The sequence below is a fragment of the Aeromonas sp. S19(2024) genome, assembly GCF_041402625.1.
Taxonomy (GTDB): domain Bacteria; phylum Pseudomonadota; class Gammaproteobacteria; order Enterobacterales; family Aeromonadaceae; genus Aeromonas; species Aeromonas caviae.
This window is the reverse complement of the sequence record NZ_JBGLQU010000006.1, coordinates 201,873-220,587: the sequence shown is the minus strand read 5'-3', so window position 1 is coordinate 220,587 and position 18,715 is coordinate 201,873. Positions and strand designations below refer to the sequence as shown.

The 18,715-nt window shown below is 64.6% G+C and carries 15 protein-coding genes; 8 read left to right on the top strand and 7 right to left on the bottom strand.

The annotated features are described in order from the left end of the window. Nucleotides 1–18 precede the first annotated feature (18 nt). On the bottom strand, nucleotides 19–1,140 hold the full coding sequence (locus ACB037_RS14500; protein ID WP_124244191.1) for an HPP family protein: 1,122 nt from the start codon (nucleotides 1,138–1,140) through the stop codon (nucleotides 19–21). Nucleotides 1,141–1,317: 177 nt separating this feature from the next. On the opposite strand from ACB037_RS14500, the gene ACB037_RS14495 reads away from it, so the two are divergent. Beyond that, nucleotides 1,318–2,430, top strand: a complete 1,113-nt coding sequence (locus tag ACB037_RS14495) for a glycosyltransferase family 9 protein (protein ID WP_371175478.1) — start codon at nucleotides 1,318–1,320, stop codon at nucleotides 2,428–2,430. Between the two features lie 93 nt (nucleotides 2,431–2,523). On the opposite strand, the gene metE is transcribed toward ACB037_RS14495, so the two are convergent. Next, nucleotides 2,524–4,788, bottom strand: coding sequence for a 5-methyltetrahydropteroyltriglutamate--homocysteine S-methyltransferase (gene metE, locus ACB037_RS14490; protein ID WP_371175477.1), 2,265 nt, complete (start codon nucleotides 4,786–4,788; stop codon nucleotides 2,524–2,526). Between the two features lie 160 nt (nucleotides 4,789–4,948). Between metE and ACB037_RS14485 the strand changes: the two genes are divergently transcribed. Next, the gene (locus ACB037_RS14485) at nucleotides 4,949–5,884 is read left to right on the top strand and encodes a LysR substrate-binding domain-containing protein (protein ID WP_039041273.1); all 936 of its coding nucleotides are present in this window, start codon (nucleotides 4,949–4,951) and stop codon (nucleotides 5,882–5,884) included. Nucleotides 5,885–5,957: 73 nt separating this feature from the next. Here the strand turns inward: ACB037_RS14485 and ACB037_RS14480 are convergent, their stop codons facing one another. Further along, on the bottom strand, nucleotides 5,958–6,770 hold the full coding sequence (locus tag ACB037_RS14480; protein ID WP_371175476.1) for a siderophore ferric iron reductase: 813 nt from the start codon (nucleotides 6,768–6,770) through the stop codon (nucleotides 5,958–5,960). A gap of 38 nt (nucleotides 6,771–6,808) precedes the next feature. Next, nucleotides 6,809–8,953: a TonB-dependent siderophore receptor gene (locus ACB037_RS14475; protein ID WP_371175475.1), complete on the bottom strand. Its 2,145-nt coding sequence runs from the start codon at nucleotides 8,951–8,953 to the stop codon at nucleotides 6,809–6,811. A gap of 368 nt (nucleotides 8,954–9,321) precedes the next feature. Between ACB037_RS14475 and ACB037_RS14470 the strand changes: the two genes are divergently transcribed. From ACB037_RS14470 to ACB037_RS14460, 3 genes are read left to right on the top strand one after another with little or no spacing between them, the layout of a single operon-like run. Then, nucleotides 9,322–9,780 (top strand): hypothetical protein, encoded by a 459-nt coding sequence (locus ACB037_RS14470; protein WP_371175474.1) that lies wholly within the window; start codon nucleotides 9,322–9,324, stop codon nucleotides 9,778–9,780. Further along, complete coding sequence (locus ACB037_RS14465) at nucleotides 9,704–10,903, top strand: diguanylate cyclase domain-containing protein (protein ID WP_371175473.1); 1,200 nt, start codon at nucleotides 9,704–9,706, stop codon at nucleotides 10,901–10,903. The genes ACB037_RS14470 and ACB037_RS14465 overlap by 77 nt, the downstream gene beginning before the upstream one ends. After that, on the top strand, nucleotides 10,893–12,461 hold the full coding sequence (locus ACB037_RS14460) for an EAL domain-containing protein (protein ID WP_371175472.1): 1,569 nt from the start codon (nucleotides 10,893–10,895) through the stop codon (nucleotides 12,459–12,461). The genes ACB037_RS14465 and ACB037_RS14460 overlap by 11 nt, the downstream gene beginning before the upstream one ends. On the opposite strand, the gene ACB037_RS14455 is transcribed toward ACB037_RS14460, so the two are convergent. Further along, nucleotides 12,458–13,357, bottom strand: coding sequence for an AraC family transcriptional regulator (locus tag ACB037_RS14455; RefSeq protein ID WP_128343616.1), 900 nt, complete (start codon nucleotides 13,355–13,357; stop codon nucleotides 12,458–12,460). The two genes, ACB037_RS14460 and ACB037_RS14455, sit on opposite strands and share 4 nt — an antisense overlap. Nucleotides 13,358–13,473: 116 nt before the next feature. Next, nucleotides 13,474–14,373 carry a LysR family transcriptional regulator gene (locus ACB037_RS14450; protein ID WP_103858843.1) on the bottom strand — a complete coding sequence of 300 codons (900 nt, stop codon included), beginning with the start codon at nucleotides 14,371–14,373 and terminating at the stop codon, nucleotides 13,474–13,476. A gap of 100 nt (nucleotides 14,374–14,473) precedes the next feature. Here ACB037_RS14450 and ACB037_RS14445 point away from each other — a divergent pair, with 100 nt between their 5' ends. The 3 genes from ACB037_RS14445 (at nucleotide 14,474) to ACB037_RS14435 (ending at nucleotide 17,739) form a co-directional block, all read left to right on the top strand. Then, entirely contained in the window at nucleotides 14,474–15,112 is a 639-nt protein-coding gene (locus ACB037_RS14445; protein WP_371175471.1) for an NAD(P)-dependent oxidoreductase, read from the top strand. Nucleotides 15,113–15,459: 347 nt separating this feature from the next. Continuing rightward, nucleotides 15,460–16,482, top strand: coding sequence for an isopenicillin N synthase family oxygenase (locus ACB037_RS14440; RefSeq protein WP_139737991.1), 1,023 nt, complete (start codon nucleotides 15,460–15,462; stop codon nucleotides 16,480–16,482). 93 nt (nucleotides 16,483–16,575) lie between these two features. Then, a complete protein-coding gene (locus ACB037_RS14435) occupies nucleotides 16,576–17,739 on the top strand; it encodes a PLP-dependent aspartate aminotransferase family protein (RefSeq protein WP_039041267.1) in 1,164 nt (387 codons plus the stop codon). Nucleotides 17,740–17,823: 84 nt separating this feature from the next. Here the strand turns inward: ACB037_RS14435 and folD are convergent, their stop codons facing one another. Then, nucleotides 17,824–18,681 (bottom strand): bifunctional methylenetetrahydrofolate dehydrogenase/methenyltetrahydrofolate cyclohydrolase FolD, encoded by an 858-nt coding sequence (gene folD, locus ACB037_RS14430; RefSeq protein ID WP_010674955.1) that lies wholly within the window; start codon nucleotides 18,679–18,681, stop codon nucleotides 17,824–17,826. Nucleotides 18,682–18,715 lie beyond the last annotated feature (34 nt).

The window sequence follows — 18,715 nt, the reverse complement described above, 5'->3', positions numbered from 1 at the left end:
GTTTCTTATGGCTCATTCTTATTGCTCACAGGCATGCGCCTCCTCCACCTGACCCGGTTGCAGGGCCAGGGTGAACAGGGCCGCCACCATGTCGGACTGAGTGATGATGCCCACTAGCTGCTCCCCCTCCACCACCGGCATATGGTGCAGCCCCCCGTCGGAGAAGGCCTCCACCAGATCGTAGAGAGGCTGGTAGCGCCGCGCCGTCTGCACCTCCCGGGTCATCAGATCCGCCACCTGCTGCTGCTCAAGGGCCTCCTTCGCCCTCGGCTGGTGACCCGCCCGGTCGATCATCAGGTCGTGCAGGGTGATGATGCCGACCAGCCTCTCCCCCTCATCCACCACCGGCAGCGCCTTGATCTGGTGGTGGGAGAGCAGATGCCACGCTTCCATGGCGAGCGCCTGTGGCGTCGTCACGACGAGATCCCGCGACATCACATCCTGGCAACGCACCGTCCCCACTCGCTCGCGCAGGGCGTGAAGCTGGGCCTCCTGCAGCAGCTCCTGCAGATCCTGGCGGCTGATGTCCAGCAGTTCCCCGTGTTTTTGCAGGGCAAAGTCGATGTCCTGGGTGGCGAGTCGGGCACTCGGCTGGGGATCCGCCGTCTGGTGGCGATTGGGCGCCGCCTTGCCGCCATGGGGATAACGACGCCCCAGAGCGCGGTTGTAGAGGAGCCCCAGACTCAGCAGCAACAGGGAGTTGAGCAGCACCGGCAGCAGCACGTAGCCGACCCCGAGCGCCCGGATCCCCTCGCCGCCGATGACGGCGGTCAGGGCCACGGCGCCGCCGGGCGGGTGCAGGCTGCGGGTGAGGAACATGGCGGCGATGGCCAGCATCACCGCCAGGGCCGAAGCGATAGCCATGTCCGGCACCAGGCTCGCACTCAATACCCCCATCAGGGCCGACACCCCGTTGCCCACAAAGATGGACCAGGGCTGGGCCAGGGGGCTGGCGGGCGCGGCAAACAGCAGCACGGCGGAGGCCCCCATGGGGGCGATGAGCCAGTGCACCTCGAGCCCCAGCCCCCAGCGGCACAGCAAGGCGGTGCCGAGCAAGCCGATGAGGGCGCCAAGGGCGCCGTAACAACTCTCTTTGACGCTGGTATTGGTCGATACCGGCAAAAAATCCCTGAACTGCATGGTGCTCCCGCTGGCGATAACATTTATTTCAAATGCGCAATTCTAGCCACTTTCCCCCGTCCCGCACCAGCACCCCGCTCCGCCATGGCCATCATCCACACGCTTTTTCCCTTCTTAACATTGTCTTAAGAGTCCGCTGGCACCCTCTACACCATCCCAACACTGGAGCCCAACGGTATGACTCACCTCAACGATGCCCTGCGCCGCTTCGACGGCCAACGCCGGGTCTGGACGGCGGGACTGGAGCGAACCCTGCTCGGCTGGCTTGCCAGTCGCAGTGCATTGCCGCCCTCTTCGCAGGCACCCCGCCGGATCCTGGTCATTCGCAGCACCAACCGCATCGGCAACAACCTCTTCCTGCTGCCCTTCCTGCACCAGCTTCATCGCGCCCATCCCCACGCCGAGCTGGAGCTGGTGTGCAGCCCCACCGCCCTGCTCCCCTTCCTGGCCGATCTGCCCCTGCGGCACATTCATCAGATCCGGTTGCAGGGCAGACACCTGCCGGGCGCCCTCTCGGCACTCTCGCGTCTGCGCCGCCAGCACTACGACAGGGTCTACGTCCCCTTCGCCTCCAGTACGGATCACTTCATCGCCGCCTGGGTACAGGCCCGTGAGAAATGCGGCTTCGACGATGGCCATGGGGATCTCATCTTCCCGCGTCCGCGGGCTGCGGACAGTGAGTGCCACTACGCCCACCAGCCCCTGCAACTGCTCGGCATACCGGGCAATCCGGCCGACCCCATCCCCCTTGGCAGCCTGTTGCAGGGGCCAAGCCCGGCCTTGAGTGCGCTGCGACGAGCCCATCCTGGCCGTCCCCTGATCGGCTTTTTCACCGGCGCCCGCAAGGGCAAGGGGCTCTCCCTGCCCCAGTGGCAGCGGTTGCTTGGGGATCTGCGCCGTCACAGCCCGGATGCCCTGCTGATCCAGCTCGCGGATCCCTCCGCCCCCGAGCACCCGCTCGGGGACGTGCACGTTTCCCTTGGCAACATGGGGGAGCTGGCCCGCTTCACGGGCGGCCTCTCCCTCTTCGTCAGCGCCGACACCGGTCCCCTGCACCTGGCTGCCGCCAGCGGTGTGCCCTGTCTTGGCCTCTTTACCCAGACCGACCCCGTCCGCTACGGGTGCCTGGGCGCCCAGCACCTCAATCTGGTGATCGAGGATCGCAATGCCATCCCCCTCGACCAACAGTGGCTGGCCGAGGCGCTCGCAAGCGCCCCTCACCCGGTGACGATGTCGGTTTCCCCCACCCGCTACCTGCCCGTCCCCCGTCCCGCCCTGATCCCCCTCTAGGGAGCGGCCATGCAAAAAAGAGGGAAGGCTGTCGCCTTCCCTCTCTCGTCTTGGTGACACTCACCGGGCACTCGTCCGGGTGAATGGAAGCCCTCAGGCCAGCTCGGCGCGCAGCGCCCGGGTTGCATCGACCATCACCTTCAGGGCAGCGGTGGTCTCTTCCCAACCGCGGGTCTTGAGGCCGCAGTCCGGGTTCACCCAGAGCCGGTCTGCCGGGATTTGTTGTGCAGCCTTGCGGATGAGGTCTTCAATCCAGCCCTGGCTCGGTACGTTCGGCGAGTGGATGTCGTAGACGCCCGGGCCGATCTCGTTGGGGTAGTTGAAGCGCTCGAACGCTTCGAGCAACTGCATCTGGCTGCGGCTCGTTTCGATGGTGATCACATCCGCGTCCAGCGCCGCCACCGCCTCGATGATGAGGTTGAAGTCGCTGTAACACATGTGGGTGTGGATCTGGGTGCTGTCCACCACCGGGCTTGCGCTCAGGCGGAAGGCGCGCACCGCCCAGTCGAGATAGGCCTGGTGATCCTGCTTGCGCAGGGGCAGCCCTTCGCGGATCGCCGGCTCGTCGATCTGGATGATCTTGATGCCGGCGGCTTCCAAGTCAGCCACCTCGTCGCGAATGGCCAGGCCAATCTGCAGGGCGGACTGCTCGCGGCTCACGTCTTCCCGCGGGAAGGACCAGCAGAGAATGGTCACGGGGCCGGTCAGCATGCCCTTCACCGGCTTGTCGGTCAGGCTCTGGGCAAACTTCGTCCACTCAAGGGTCATGGGGGTCGGACGGTCGATGTCACGGGTGATCACCGGCGGCTTCACGCAGCGGGAGCCATAGCTCTGTACCCAGCCAAAGCGGGTGATGGCAAAGCCGTCCAGCAGCTCCCCGAAATACTCCACCATGTCGTTGCGCTCGGCCTCGCCGTGCACCAGCACGTCCAGCCCGATGGCCTCCTGGCGCTCAATCGCATCCTTGATCTGGGCCTGGATGCCCGCCTCGTAGGCCTGGTCATCGATGCGCCCGGCACGCCAATCCTGACGCAGCACCCGGATTTCAGAGGTCTGCGGGAAGGAGCCGATGGTGGTGGTGGGCAGGAGCGGCAGCTTCAGATCCGAGCGCTGCGCGTCGGCACGCACCGGGTAGGCGCTCTGGCGATCGAAGTCACTGTTGGTCAGGCTGGCGAGTCGTGACTGCACCGCTTTCTTGTGAACCCGGCTGTCGGACTCCCGATCCACGATGGGCTGGCTGTAAGCCTCGATTTTGTCCAGGGCGCCACCGTCCAGGTAGTCGGACAGCAGCCCCAGCTCATAGCACTTTTGCAGGGCGAAGGCGAACCAGCTGCGAGTCTGGGGATCCAGCTCGTGCTCCAGGGTCAAATCCACCGGGCTGTGCAGCAAGGAACAGGAGGAGGCCACCCAGAGGCGCTCGCCAAGCTTTTCTTTCAAGGCCTTGAGGGTCGGCGCCAGCTTGGCCAGGTTGGCACGCCAGACGTTGCGGCCGTTGATGACACCCACCGAGAGTACCCACTGGGCCGGCAGGTGCGGGACCAGGGTCTCGAGCTGCTCGGGGGCAGCCACCAGATCCAGGTGCAGGCCGTCCACCTTCAGACTGGTGATGATGTCGCGCTGATGGGCCACGGATCCGAAGTAGGTGGTGAGCAGCAGCTTGCAGGGGCCGCTCAGGCGCTCATACGCCTTGAGGTAGGCCAGGCGCCACTCATCCGGCAGGTCCAGCGCCAGAGCCGGCTCGTCGATTTGCACCCACTTCACCCCCTGGGCCGCCAGTTTGGCCAGGATCTCCTGGTAGACGATCAGCAGGCGATCCAGCAGTTCGAGGCGGGAGAAGCCGCTCTCTTTCTCCTTGCCAAGCCACAGGTAGGAGACGGGGCCCAGCAACACCGCCTTGACCGGCAGCCCAAGGGCCTTGGCCTCTTCCACCTCGTCAAAGAGCTGGCTCCAGCCCAGCTTGAAGCGCTGGTCACGGTAAAATTCCGGCACCAGGTAGTGGTAGTTGGTGTTGAACCATTTGGTCATCTCGGCAGCGGCCGCCGCCGGGCCGGTCGGCGCACGGCCACGGGCCACCCGGAACAAGGTGTCGAGGTCGGTGTCGCCGTGGCGGTGACGGGCAGGCACGGCGTCTACCAGCAGGCTGGTACCCAGCACCTGATCGTACCAGGCAAAATCCCCCACCGGCAGCAGGTTGACCCCGGCGGTACGCTGGGCCTGCCAGTGGCGCTCACGCAGGCTCTTGCCCACGGCGACCAGCTCGGCCTGGGTGGTTTCGCCACGCCAGTAGGATTCGAGGGCAAATTTCAGTTCGCGCTTGGCGCCGATACGGGGAAAGCCCAGGGTGTGTGCGCAGGTCATAGGTTCCATTCCTTATGCTCGTTATCTGATGAGGATCTGGATTGTTTGGCCATCCAGATGTTTACACATCCAAAATGACAAGATAAGGTGGCCTTGGCTATTGAATCCTCTTCAACTGGCTCTCAAGAATTTCTCAACTGACGCACAAAGGAGCAGTGCCATGGTCGCGCCCACCCCATCCAGCCCCCCTCAGAGCAGCAATCTGGGCATCGATCTCAAACACCTGAAGACCATCAGCGCCCTGGCCGAGCAAGGGTCCCTGGCCGGGGCCGCACTCACCCTCAACCTCACCCAGTCCGCCCTCTCCCACCAGCTCAAGGAGCTGGAGACCCGCCTCAATCTGGAGCTGTTTCTTCGAAAAAGCCGCCCTCTGGTGCTGACGGCGGCAGGCCAGCATCTGCTGGCCCTGGCCCGTCAGGTGCTGCCCGCCCTGGCCCAGACCGAGCGCCAGCTGGTCGCCCTGCACAGCGGCGAGGCGGGCAGGCTGCATCTGGCCCTCGATTGCCACAGCTGCATCCAGTGGCTGCTCCCGCTGTTGCCGGACTTTCGCCGCCAGTGGCCCGGCGTAGATCTGGAGGTGGAGTCGGTGCCGGGTTTCGATGCCATCAGTGCCCTGCTTGGCGGCCAGCTCGACCTGCTGCTCACCTCGGATGTGCAGGCCCGCGGAGATCTTCATTTCGAGCCGCTGTTCGCCTTCGATCTCACCCTGGTGATGGCGCCGGATCACCCCCTCTGCCAGCAGCGGCGCATCGCACCAGACGATCTGCGACCGGAGGTGCTGCTGGTCTACCCGGTGGAGCGGGCGCGCATGGACGTGTTCAGCCGTTTCCTGCAACCGGCCGGGGTGGAGCCCGCCCGTTGCAAACCGGTGGACAACACCTCGGTCATGCTGCAGATGGCCGCCGCCGGGCTCGGGCTCGCCGCCCTGCCCCGCTGGGCCAGCGAGGAGTTCGTGCGCCAGGGCCTGCTTGAGGCGCGCCCTCTCGGGGAGGGCATTCGCCGCCACATGTATGGCGCCGTGCGCGCCGCCGACAAAGATCAGGCCTGCCTGCAGAGCCTGTTCGAGCGCATTCGCACCCGGATGGCGGCCCAGTAAGCCGGGCACAAAAAAGCCGCCAGGATCAGGCGGCTTTCACCACGGGTTGCCCGCGCAGACGAAGAGTCGGGTATCAGCATTCATCACCCCTCGCCCCACCCAGCCTTCGCGGGCAGTTGCCACACAGTTCCCCATCCCGGCGCTTGTAGTGCAGGCAGCAGCGCTGACGCACATAGCCCGGGAAGGCCTCGTCCCGGGGCAGCCCCGCCTCGCGCCAGCCCGTCAGATGTGCCGACGGCAGGCCACAGGATTCAAGCCAGAGGGGGGCATGGGCCCTCACCTCCTCCCGACTCACTTCCCCGAAGAAATCGGGTACCCGCACCAGGGCCGCCAGCAGATCGTCCGCCAGGAGCGGGCGCACGAAACCGGGGCGCAGCCGCTGCGCCGTCCCAAGGAGGGTGAACAGCCCCTGCCAGTGCGCCTGGAGTCGCTTTCCTGCCGTCTTGATCAACACGCCGGCCTCCCCTCTGATCATGGGCTCGGCCGGCAGGGTAAAGCCCGACACCACGCCGGCCTCATGCCCCTGTCCCAACCTGTCGAGGGCAGGCACGGCCTGATGGCGATAGACGGCCACCATGGCGAGATAGATGGATTGCCAGCAGAGCATGCCCCAGCTGCGGGTGAGCCAGTAGGCGGGCCCCGCCTCCGGGTGTGCCTGCTGCCAGTGCGCATGGAGGGCTGCGGCCACCTCGGCCGACGTCGCTCCGGCGGCATCCGTCAGTGGCGGGCGCACGTCACCGGCCGCCACCAGGTTCCCCTTGAGGGACGGGATCAGGCTGGCCGCCGCCGCGAACAGGGCCTGGTGATCCGAGACGAGGGCGCGTTCCGCGTCCGCTTTCTCCCGGCCAAGGCCGCGCGGCACACCGCGCGCCCTCTCCTCGCCCATTCGTTGAAAGGGCCCCGGGCGCGTGCCGGGGCGCAAGGTCAGAATGCGTATTTGAGTCGCGCCTCCACGCTTCGTTCGGCCCCGAACCAGCAGTTGTTCTGGTCGTAGCAGGAGTAGTAGGTCTTGTTGAACAGGTTACTGGCGCCAAGCGATACCCCTACCCCTTTCAGGCTTGCGCTGAGGGCGGCGAGATCGTAGGAGGCGGACATGTCCATCAGGAGGTAGTCCGGTACCTTGTCGGTGTTGGCGGCATCCATCTCGGCCTCCCCCACGTAGCGCAGGCCGGCGCCCACTCGCATCCCCTCGAGGTTGCCGTCGGGGTAGTAGTTGCTCCACAGCGACGCCATCTGTCTGGGGACCCAGACCGGCGTCTTGCCCTGCAACGTAGTGGTGTCGCGCGTGATCTCCATGTCCATCAGGGTGTAGTTGAGGGCCAGATCCAGCTGGCTGGTGAGATCGGCTCTCCCCTCAAGCTCGATACCCCTGGAGACCGTCTCCCCGGTCTGCAGCTTGGGCCCGTAGACATTGTCCGGATCCGTCACCAGGGCATTCTTCTTGGTGATGTGGAACGCCGACAGCGTCGCCGTCTTGCTCATGTCGTCGGAGAGGAACTTGACGCCCCCTTCCCACTGATGACCGGTCGCCGGTTTGAACGCCTGACCCTGCTTGTCCGCCCCCGGCACCGGCTCGAAACTCTCGGCATAGCTCGCATAGGGGGAGAAGCCGCCATCCAGCTCATAGAGAGCGCCGACGCGGAAGGAGAGGTTGTCCTGATCGATGTGGGCCAGGGACTGGCTGTCCGCCCCCTGATAGAGGGTCCGGCTGTCGGTGTCCATCCGGTAGCGGTCGTAGCGGGCGCCGCCGATGGCCACCAGCCGATCGAGGCGCACCTGATCCTGCAGATAGACGCCGGTCTGGGACTGACGAATCACCTTTTTATCCTGGTAGTTGAAAGTGAGTGCCTCTGGGACTATCTGGCTATGGTTCGGGTTGAAAATGTCGATGCTGGGCGCAGAGTAGTCGAGGGTATCCCGGTAGAGGATATGGGCATCCAGGTACTGGTAATCGACCCCGAGCAGCAGGTTGTGCTGGGCAGAGCCCGTCTGCACCTTGCCCGCCAGCTGGTTGTCGATGACAACGCCGCGAGAGTCTTCATCGGTGAGATAGGCGTTGCGGGCCAGGGTGCGGTTGTCCGCCGCCAGGGCCGCGTTGTAGGTGTTGCGCTGATAGGCAGACGCATCCATATAGCGGGCATTTTGCAGCACCTGCCAGCGCTCGTTGAAGTCGTGGCTCAGCTTGTAGCCCAGCAGGGTCACGTCCCGGTTGTACTCGTTCCAGTTCTCGTCACCAAGGAAGGTGTCGCTGCCAAGCTGCCCCAGGGGGTTGGACTTGGCCGAGCCGCTGGCGGGCACGGTGGTGTAGATGCCGGCCTCGGGATCCTTCTGGTAGTAAAGGTTGAGGTTCAGCAGGGTGCGCTCGCCGAGCTGCCAGTCCAGGGACGGCGCAAAGACGTAGCGCTCCTCCTTCGAGGTCACCGCCTGGCCATCCTTCTCCCGGGCCAGTCCCACCAGCCGATAGGCGAGCTGCTCGTTGATGGCTCCGGTGCTGTCGAGGGTCATCTCCTTGAGGGTGCCCGTGCCGGTCGCCACGCTCACGTTGTGCTTGCTCTCCCGCTGGGGGCGCTTGGCGATGAGGTTGACCATGCCGCCGGGGGGCATGCTGCCATAGAGCACCGATGTCGGCCCCTTGAACACCTCCAACTGCTCGATGGCCACCGGATCTATCTGGGGTTGCAGGTTCCAGTCGTTGTACTGGAGCAGCAGGCCGTCATAGAAGTTCTGGTAGTTGTCAAAGCCACGGATGTTGAACAGATCCAGCCGGTTGACCGCCCCGCCCCGCAGCTCGGTGTTGACACCGGGCACGTAGCGCAGCGCCTCGCTCACCGAGCTGACACCGCGCAGCGACAGGGTCTCCCCATCCACCACCGAGATGGCCTGGGGCGTCTCGATGGGGTCGAGCCGGGTCTTGGTCGCGGTGTTGCGATAGGTCTGGCCGAGCACGGTCAGGGTCTCGTCGGCGGTGGCCGTATCCTGGCTTTCGGGCGCGGCGGCCTGTACAGAGCCTGCAAGCAGGGTGGAGATGGTCACGGCGACCAGGGTCAAAGGGGGGTGAACAAGCTGCATCTGATCCTCGATTACTTACTGCATGTGAATAGTAACAAATATCATTTGCATTTTATTGTTCTATTTTGCCCCGATATTAACAATTTGGGGCATGTTGGCGGGGAAGCGGGGAAAGCGAGGGTGGCAGGCACGCCATCTCCTATCGGAGGCAACATGGCAACGTCGTCGAGGCTCTCAGGGAGGCCCATCATGGCCGCCTGATGAAGGACACCGCCTTCACTTGCACAGCAATTTAGCAAGTAACCATCACATATTCAGAACATGGCAGCATTTTTACCCCCATATTCACACTCATCGGACAAGTATGGTCGCGTTCTCCCTCCCCTTGTTGATCCTGGTCAATCGCTATTGATAAATGAGGCGATAGCATGCCCACCCTTTTATCAGCCCTGATTGAGACAATACCAAGCCATCAGCACACGCCTATGCATGAGACCGCCTACCAAAACCTGCACTGCGATACCCAGCTCAACGTCACCTTCGGAGTCATCGTCCTGACCCTGCTTGTCGCCCTGATGGCCGTCAGTGTCAGCATCAAAACCTCTGCCGAGCGCAAGTATCACAAGGTGGCGGCCATGTTCGTGCACAACATGGCGACCCAGTCCATCGAGCCACAGTTCAAATCACTGGAGCATGTCCTCAACGAAACGGGCAGTGTCATCGATGAATCAGGCCTGGATGCCTTCCTCAATGAGGGCAACACGCCACTTGGCCTCTCCCTGATGCAAACGTTGGCGCTCACCCCCCTATGTGAAGAGCATCCTGCTCGCCGATCCACAGGGGCGGTTCAACTCCGTCCCCCATCTGCCCGTCGGGGAGCACTTTGATGCCAGGGAGCGCCCCTGGTTTCTCGCGGCCGCCGTGCGAACCCTCTTCGTGCACTACACCGACCACTACACCAGCAAGTTCGATGACAAGAGCCGCAGCGTCTCCGTCTCCCGCCCCCTGCTCGACAAGGAGGGGGTCTTCCTCGGCACCCTGGCCATGAACGTGGATCTCGAGCAGATGAGCTATCCCCTGCGCCAGCTCATGAGCCCTCTCAAGGGGGAGTTCTACCTGGTCGATCGGGCAGGTGACATCCTGCTGCATTCGGATGTGGGGAACCTGTTTCGCCATCGCGTGGACCGCCGTCTCATCGAGCAGATGACCAACGGCGCCGACCACCTCTTCGATGCAAAGTGCCAGACCCACTTCTACTACCACTCCTTCTCCAACCCGGACTGGTTCGTCATCTATGCCGTCAGCAATGCCAGGTTCAAGGAGGTAAGCAGCAGCGAGTCCCACCAGCTCCTGATCACCCTGGTGGGCTGCATGCTGATCTGCCTGCTCTGCTGGTGGTCCTTGCGTCATGTGCTCAGCAAGATGATCTTCGAGATCATCGCCCTGATGCGCACCGGACGCATCCACGCGGGCAAACCGGGGGATCAGTTGCGCCAGGAGATCCAGAACGGCCATCGCCAGATGCTGGAAGCCGTAGCGGCGTCCAACACGGATGCCCTGACGGGCCTGTTCAATCGCCGCTGCTTTGACAAGGCACTCGACGACCAGCTGATCGCCGGCCGCCCTTTCTGCCTGGGGTTGATCGATCTGGACAACTTCAAATCCATCAATGACACCCACGGCCACCCGGTCGGTGACGAGGTCCTGCGGGCGGTGGCCCGAGAAGGGCGGCTGATTGCAGGCCAGGAAGCCACCCTCTACCGCTACGGCGGCGAGGAGCTGGCCATCATCATTCCCGGGGATGACAGCGTCAGAGCACGGAGGCTGATTGAACAGTGGCGCACCCAGGTGGCACAGCGGCCATGGCGCGAACCGGAACTGGTGGTGACCTTCTCTGCCGGGCTGGGACTGTGGCGACAGGAGTCCGCCGAGCAACTGCTGGCGCGGGTCGATCAGGCGCTCTATCAGGCCAAGGATGCCGGCAAGAATCGGGTGCACCATGCCGACTGATCCCCTGGCACCGCGTCTGCATCTGGCCATCGTGCTCGGGCTCCTCTTGCTGGTCGGCCTCACCGCCCTCAACCTTCTGCAAGCGGCCAGCGGCCTTCGCAAGGACAACGCGCGCAGCCTGAACCATGCTAGGGCCATGATAGAGAGTGCCATCAACGACAGTCAGTCCCTGGTCGAGGCCGCCCGCCCCCTCGCCATGGGTCGCTGTCAGGATGAGCAACTGGCCCTGCGCGACCTCATCACCGCCTCCCCCTATGCGCGGGCACTCTATGTGCTGGAGGGGCAGCAACTGCGCTGTACCACCCTGCACAGGCCCATCCTCACCCGGGATATTCCCCGTGGCCCGGCGGGCAACCAGACGCTGATCCTCGCCAGACACAGCCCCATCACCGGGCAGACCGCCATCCTCTACCGTCAGCCATCCGGCGATCGCACCCTGCTGGTGGAGCTGGACGGCTTCCACATCTTCGGCGCCTTGCAGGCCGTGATGGGAGAGGACAACCTCTTCTTCCTCCTCGGGGACCAGGCTCTCGATGGCCACGGCAGGACCCTGCCAGCAGCCCGCCTGCTGGAAGGGGGACAACGTCTGCAACAGAGCGAGCCCACCGCTCATCCCTATCGCCTGGTGGCGCTCAACGGTTACAAGGAAGTGCTGGCGTTTGCCTGGGCGTACAACCAGGAGAACCTGCTTGCCGCCCCTGTGCTGGCGCTGTTGCTGGGGCTGCTCACCTTCTATCTGAGGGGGCGCAGCGGCTCCCCCCGCAGCGAGCTCGCCAGAGCCATGGCGGCCCGGGAGTTCATCCCTTATCTGCAACCCGTGATGGACAGGCAGGGGCGCCTGCGCGGTTGTGAAGTGCTGATGCGCTGGCGTCATCCCACACAAGGGATGATTGCCCCCAACCACTTCATTCCCCTCGCGGAGGAGTGCGGCTACATAGTACCCATGACCCGCCAGTTGATGGCCCAGACCCGGGATTATCTGGTCGGGGTGGCCAACAGGCTGCCCCCCGGCTTTCACGTCGCCGTCAATGTCTGCGCCCAGCACTTCAAAGACCAGGACATCGTCGCCGAGTGCCGCGACTTTCTTCGCGCCTTCCCGGGCCAGGATCTGCGTCTGGTGCTCGAGGTGACGGAGCGGGAGATGGTGGATGCGGACGAGCAGACCCGCGCCATCTTCGATGCCCTGGACGAGCTGGGCGTGCTCATCGCCATCGATGACTTTGGCACCGGCCACTCCAGCCTCTGCTATCTGCAGATGTTCCATGTGGACATCATCAAAATCGATCGCAGCTTTATCAAGGGAATGAAAGAGGAAGGCCCCTCCCGCCATATCGTCGAAAACATCCTGGATCTCGCCCATCGCATGGGGCTGGCTCTGGTCGCCGAGGGGGTGGAGACCCAGGAGCAGGTCGAGTTGGCACGCCACTATGGCATCGACTACCTGCAGGGCTTCTACTTCGCCAAGCCGCTGCCACCGGCCCAGTTCACTGATCTCCTGGCCAGCGCCACACGCCCGGAGCCATCGCGGCTCCATGCCGGGGTGAGCCTCCTTCCCTAACGGGGGGCGACGGGCAGCCAGTACTCCATGGTGGCGTCGGGCTGCTGGCCGTCAAAGCCGGGGGCATAGCGCTCCAGCTCGAAACCGTCCAGCCCCCGGTATGCCGACTCCGGCAGCCAGTGCAGGATGAACCAGTGCAGGCTCTCCCCCAGCTGGGCAATGGGTCCTTTGTGGGTGAGCACGGCATACTCCTGAGCCGGCACGTTGAGACTCGACAGGCCGGGGGGCGTAGGCGCCGTCGTGGCCACTCCGGCCCAGTAAGGCAGCCGCTCCCCTGCCCCCGACACATCCACCACCCCCAGCCATTCCCTCGACAGGTCCAGCGCCCCCGTCTCGCGCAGCGCTCGCCAGATGGCGGGCACCGTCTGCTGAAAATCCGGTGAGGCATCGAACAACCCCCGGATCGTGCCACTGACTCCCTGCAAGGTGAACGCCGGCAGGCTCTCTATGCGCACCTGCACCAGGTTGGGAGAGGCAGAGCGGGGGACCGCCGCCCGCACCAGGGGCGTGCGCAACCCCAGCCGCAGGCCCCGCTTGCGATACGCCAGCGGCGAGCAGCCAAATTGCTGCTTGAAGGCGCGGCTGAAACTCACTTCGGAGCCAAACCCGTGATCCAGCGCCACATCCAGCACCCGCAGCCGGGTGGAGAGCAGCGCCTCCGCCGCCATGCTCAGCTTCAGCTCGCGCACATAGTGAGCCACCGTCTGGCCCGTCTCATGCAGGAATACCCGTTGCAACTGCCAGCGGGACCAGCAGCTCTGCCGGGCCAGCGCCTCCAGGGAGAGCGGCTGATCCAGATTGGCATGGATGTAGTCGAGCACTCGCTCGATGCGGGTGAGGTGGGCGCGCGCCTCGGGTGCCGGCTCACGGAGTGGGTGGGGAGAAGTCGGTGTCATGATGCGCTTGAGACCACGCCAGCAGAGGGCGCTCTGGCCCGGGAGGGCCACATTAAACAGGGGTGTCGCGCCGACCGCAAGGCCGGCGCACCGCCTGGCTATTCATCCCGCCCCGCTCAGGGTAGACGGCTCTGGCCATGCTCGGCAAAGTGGCTGCGAAGGGCGCTGATCACCCGCCGCACCTTCTCCGGGATCTCCCGCTGGGGGGTGATGGCATGGATCTCCATGGGAGGGGCCAAAAAGCCCGGCAGCAGCACGAGCAACCGACCGGTGGCGAGATCTTCTTCTATTTCACCTTCCGGTTGCAGCGAAATCCCCTGCCCTGCCAGGGTAAACTGGCGCAGAGGCAAGACGTTGTTGCACAGCACCCTGGGCTTGGGCTTGACCTTGTGAGCCTCCCCCTTCTCGTCCAGCAGCAGTATCCCGCCCCCCAGCATGTCCGAGGCCAGCCAGTCGTGGGCCAGCAGATCCGCCGGGCTGCGCGGCGTGCCCTTGCGTGCCAGATAGGCGGGCGAGGCACACAGCAGCATCCGGGTCTGACCCAGTCTGCGCGCCACCAGGGTGGAATCTTCAAGCGTGCCGACCCGCAGCGCCACGTCGATGCGATCCTTGATGAGATCCCGCTTCTCGTCGTCGGCGATGATCTGGATGCCCAGGCCGGGGTGCGCCTGCAGCAGCGGCGAGAGCGCCCGCGCCAGGGGCTGGCCCGCCATCCCCACCGGCGCGGTGATCCGCACTTCTCCGAGCAGGCTGTCGCGCACCTCCGAGAGGCGCAGCTCGGTGTCGTTCAGGGTCTGCTGCAACGACTGGCACCCCTGCCACACCACCTCCCCCGCTTCGGTCAGGCTGAGGCGGCGGGTGGAGCGGTGCAGCAGGGGCAGGCCGAGCTGGCTCTCCAGTTGACTGATATGCTGGCTGACGGCGGACGGGGTCATGCCGAGGGCCTTGGCGGCACCGGTCATGCTGCCCGCCTCCACCACGGCCGCGAAGATGGCGTAGCGTCTGAGCTGATCCATTATGAAGCCCTGCTTATAAGTGAATGCAATTTTAAGTGGATTATTAAATCACACTCGGGGGCGTAGGATAGCCCCATTCCCACAGTGAAGGAGAATTCCCATGAAGATTGCCCTCATCGGTGCCAGCGGTTTTGTCGGTTCAGCCATCCTCCAGGAGGCCGTCAGCCGCGGTCATCAGGTCACCGCCATCGTGCGTGACGTGAGCAAGGTCACCGCTCACCCGCAAGTCACCGCCGTGGCGGTGGACGCCCAGGACAGCCAGGCACTGGCCAGGGTGCTCAAGGGGCACGATCGGGTGATCAGTGCCTACAACCCGGGCTGGAGTGCCCCGGACATCTACGATCAGTACCTCAAGGGGGCCAGCGCCATCGTGGCCGCCGCCGTCGCGGCCAACAGCTGGCTGCTGGTGGTCGGCGGTGCCGGCAGTCTGGAAATCGCCCCGGGCGTGCAGCTGGTGGACACCCCGGAGTTCCCGGCAGAGTGGAAGCAAGGGGCCCTCGCGGCCCGGGACGGTCTCATCTCCCTTCGCCGGGAAACCACCCTCGACTGGCGTTTCGTCTCCCCACCGGTGTTCCTCGAACCCGGCGAGAAGCGCGGCGGTTACCGCCTTGGCACGGATCAGGTGCTGTTCAGCGGCGAGCAGCCCGCCGGGATCACGGTCGGCGATCTGGCGGACGGGGTGCTGAACGAGGCGCAAGCACCGGCTCACCTGCGCCAGCATTTCACCCTGGGTTATTGAGGAAAGGTGCGCCAGCAACCCTTTCCATGACAGTCACACGGAGGGAGGCGGATGCCTCCCTCCGTATTTTCTCTCCCGCGTCTATCCCGTCACGCCAATGTCGCCCTCACCCGGTACGGCAGATCGCCATCTGAGCCGCCCGTTGCTCGTTCCATTCGCTCAAGTCCGAATTCCATTTCGAATTTTGTATATAACTAAGAATATTTTGTTGCTTCCACCTTATAACCTCGAACAGTAGCATCACCCTCAACCCAAACGGCGCCACTCAAGAAGAGTGCGCCCCGGTTTCGCAACACCCCGCACGCCGGGGCACGCAGACCCCGTTCACGGAAAGTGAGGAGATGCCCATGACCACCCCATCATTGCCGATCATCGATCTCGCCGCCCTCAAGGGCACCCCGGCTGCACGCAGCCAGATGCTGGCGCAGCTTGGCCAGGCCGCCCGCGAAGTGGGCTTTTTCTATCTGGTGGGCCATGATCTGAGCGAATCGGCGCGCCAGGAGACCCTGGCGCTCGCCGCCCGCTTCTTCGCCCTGCCACTTGAAGAAAAACGGGCGGTGCAGATGGTCCACTCCCCCCACTTTCGCGGCTACAACCAGGTGGGGGCAGAGCTCACCCGGGCACGGCCGGATCTGCGGGAGCAGTTCGATATCATGAACGAGGCGCAGGCCCTGCCTGTGGCGCACATTCGTGAACCCTGGCAGCGCCTCATCGGCCCCAATCAGTGGCCCGCCGCCCTGCCCGAGATGAAGACACGGCTGCTGGCATGGCAGGATCGACTGAGCGACATCACCCTCACCCTGCTGGACGCCTTCGCAGAGGTGCTGGGGCAGCCCGCCGGCGTATTTGACGAGAGCATTCGCGGTGCCCCCTACCAGCACATGAAGCTCATTCACTACCCCGGACAACCGGAAGGCAGCAGTGGTCAGGGGGTAGGTGCCCACAAGGATCCCGGCTACCTGACCCTGGTGATGCAGGACGATCACTCCGGGCTCGAGGTGGAGACGGCAGATGGCTGGATCCCCGCGCCCCCCCTGCCGGGCGCCCTGGTGGTCAACATCGGCGAGCTGCTGGAGCTCGCGTCCGACGGCTACCTCAAGGCCACCCTGCACCGGGTGGTGAGCCCCCCTCCCGGGGTATCGCGCCTCTCCTGCGCCTTCTTCATGGCGGCAAGGCTGGATGCGACTGTGCCACTGCTTAGCCTCTCCCCCGAACTGGCGGCACTGGCCGAAGGGCCCCAGAGCGATCCCGCCAACCCGCTCTTTTATCAGGTGGGGGAAAACGTGCTCAAGGGGAGGCTGCGCTCCCACCCGGATGTGGCGGCCCGCCACTATGCAGGCGAGCCGCAGCGCGAGCCAGCGCTAGCCTGACAACACCGCCACACCACATGAGAAAAGGGGCGCGACGGCGCCCCGGATAACACAAGCAGTCGGGCAACAGCCTGGCAATGACGGAGTACAAAAATGAAATTCAAGACCATGAGCGTGCACAGCGGCCAGCGGATCGATCCCCAGACCGGCGCCCTCACCACCCCGCTCTACCAGAGCAGCACCTTCAGCTACTTCAACGCCCAGGCGGGCAAGGAGCGCTTCGCAGGTCAAGCTCCCGGCTTCATCTACAGCCGCTTTGGCAACCCTACCACCGCCGAACTGGAGCAGAAGCTGGCAGCCCTCGAAGGTGCAGATGAGGCACTGGTGGTGGCCAGCGGCATGGCGGCGGTGAGTGCCATCATGTATGCCCTGGCCGACAGCGGTGATGAAGTGGCCTATATCGGCCCCCTCTACGGCGGCACCGATGCCTTCCTCAAGCAGACCTTCAGCCGCGCCGGCATCAAGATCACCGCCTACGAGAGCGATCAGGCGCTGTTGGCCAACATCCGCCCCGCCACCAAGGTGGTACTCTTTGAAACCCTGACCAACCCCACCCTCAAGGTGGTGGATCCGCGGGTGGTGGTGGAGGCGGCCCGCAAGGTGGGTGCCATCACGGTGTGTGACAACACCTTCCTCACCCCCTATCTGCTGCGCCCGCTCGAGCTTGGCATCGACATCGTCATGCACAGCGGCACCAAGTACCTGGGCGGTCACGGCGACATCATCGCCGGGGTGGTGGCGGGCTCTCACGCGCTGATGAAGTCGATTCGCACCGTGGCCCTCAAGCACATCGGCTCCCCCATCGGCCCGCAGGAGGCCTACCTGCTGCAACGGGGGGTCAAGACCCTGCCCCTGCGCATGGATGCCCACCTGCACAACGCCCAGAAGGTGGCCGAGTTCCTGGATGCCCACCCGGCGGTGAAGAAGGTGATCTACCCGGGCCTTGCCAGCCATCCGGGCCACGATGCCCTCGGCGCCTTCGCCAGCGGCTTTGGCGGCATGGTGAGCATCGAGCTGGAAGGCGGGTTTGAGCGCTGCGCCACCCTGCTCGACAACCTGCAACTCTTCGTGCAGGCGGTGAGCCTCGGCGATCTCGAGAGTCTCGCCTGCCATCCGGCCAGCACCACCCACGCCGCCATGGACGAGGCGAGCCGCCTCGCCGCCGGAGTCAATGACGATCTCATCCGCTTCAGCATCGGGGTGGAAGACGCCGACGATCTGATTGCCGATCTGGCCGCTGCCCTGGCCCTCCTCTGATATCCAGTAGCGATCCGGGGGAGTGACGCAATAAAAAAAGGGAAGGCAATGCCTTCCCTTTCTCTTTTCTGCCCGGCGCCCTCATCAGGCGTCGTGGTAATCCTGGCAGGCGCTCAGGGTGTTCTCCATCAGGCTGGCGACCGTCATGGGGCCTACTCCCCCCGGTACCGGCGTGATGAAGGCGGCGTGATTGCGCGCGGTCTCATACTCCACATCTCCCACCAGGGAGCCGTCCGCAAGGCGGTTGATGCCCACGTCGATCACCAGGGCACCGGGTTTGACCCACTCCCCCGGAATGAAGTTGGGCTTGCCCACCGCCACGACCAGCAAGTCGGCCCGGCGCACCTGGGTCTCCAGATCCTGGGTGAAGCGGTGACAGGTGGTGGTGGTGCAACCGGCCAGCAGCAGCTCCAGCGTCATGGGGCGCCCCACGATGTTGGAAGCCCCGACCACCACCGCATGCAGACCGTGGGTCTTGACGCCTGTGGTCTCGATCAGGGTCATGATCCCCTTGGGGGTACAGGGTCGCAGCGCCGGGATGCGCTGGGCCAGACGACCCACGTTGTAGGGATGGAAGCCATCAACGTCCTTGTCGGGACGAATGCGCTCCAGCACCTGGGTGGTATCGCAGTGGGCCGGCAAGGGCAACTGCACCAGGATGCCGTCCACTTCCGGATCCTCGTTGAGCTGGTCGATCAGGGACAGCAGCTCCGCTTGTGTCGCCGTGGCGCTGAGGTCATAGGAGCGGGAGACAAATCCCACCTCTTCACAAGCGCGACGTTTGCTGCCCACATAGACTTGGGAGGCCGGATCCAGCCCCACCAGGATCACCGCCAGACCCGGTGCCCGTTTCCCCTGCGCCAACCGCTGTTGGACTTGCGCGGCGACCTGATTGCGAATCGTTTGCGCAACCTGTTTTCCATCAATGATTTTGGCAGACATCGTTCTTCACTCACCATGTGTTCAACTGCGGCGC

What these genes read in the sequence shown, in the direction of transcription:
- ACB037_RS14455 (WP_128343616.1), bottom strand. Translation starts at nt 13,357, where the DNA reads ATGACACCGACTTCTCCCCACCCACTCCGTGAGCCGGCACCCGAGGCG.
- ACB037_RS14450 (WP_103858843.1), bottom strand. Translation starts at nt 14,373, where the DNA reads ATGGATCAGCTCAGACGCTACGCCATCTTCGCGGCCGTGGTGGAGGCG.
- ACB037_RS14485 (WP_039041273.1), top strand. Translation starts at nt 4,949, where the DNA reads ATGGTCGCGCCCACCCCATCCAGCCCCCCTCAGAGCAGCAATCTGGGC.
- ACB037_RS14500 (WP_124244191.1), bottom strand. Translation starts at nt 1,140, where the DNA reads ATGCAGTTCAGGGATTTTTTGCCGGTATCGACCAATACCAGCGTCAAA.
- ACB037_RS14475 (WP_371175475.1), bottom strand. Translation starts at nt 8,953, where the DNA reads ATGCAGCTTGTTCACCCCCCTTTGACCCTGGTCGCCGTGACCATCTCC.
- ACB037_RS14470 (WP_371175474.1), top strand. Translation starts at nt 9,322, where the DNA reads ATGCCCACCCTTTTATCAGCCCTGATTGAGACAATACCAAGCCATCAG.
- ACB037_RS14440 (WP_139737991.1), top strand. Translation starts at nt 15,460, where the DNA reads ATGACCACCCCATCATTGCCGATCATCGATCTCGCCGCCCTCAAGGGC.
- ACB037_RS14495 (WP_371175478.1), top strand. Translation starts at nt 1,318, where the DNA reads ATGACTCACCTCAACGATGCCCTGCGCCGCTTCGACGGCCAACGCCGG.
- ACB037_RS14445 (WP_371175471.1), top strand. Translation starts at nt 14,474, where the DNA reads ATGAAGATTGCCCTCATCGGTGCCAGCGGTTTTGTCGGTTCAGCCATC.
- metE (WP_371175477.1), bottom strand. Translation starts at nt 4,788, where the DNA reads ATGACCTGCGCACACACCCTGGGCTTTCCCCGTATCGGCGCCAAGCGC.
- folD (WP_010674955.1), bottom strand. Translation starts at nt 18,681, where the DNA reads ATGTCTGCCAAAATCATTGATGGAAAACAGGTTGCGCAAACGATTCGC.
- ACB037_RS14480 (WP_371175476.1), bottom strand. Translation starts at nt 6,770, where the DNA reads ATGGGCGAGGAGAGGGCGCGCGGTGTGCCGCGCGGCCTTGGCCGGGAG.
- ACB037_RS14435 (WP_039041267.1), top strand. Translation starts at nt 16,576, where the DNA reads ATGAAATTCAAGACCATGAGCGTGCACAGCGGCCAGCGGATCGATCCC.
- ACB037_RS14460 (WP_371175472.1), top strand. Translation starts at nt 10,893, where the DNA reads ATGCCGACTGATCCCCTGGCACCGCGTCTGCATCTGGCCATCGTGCTC.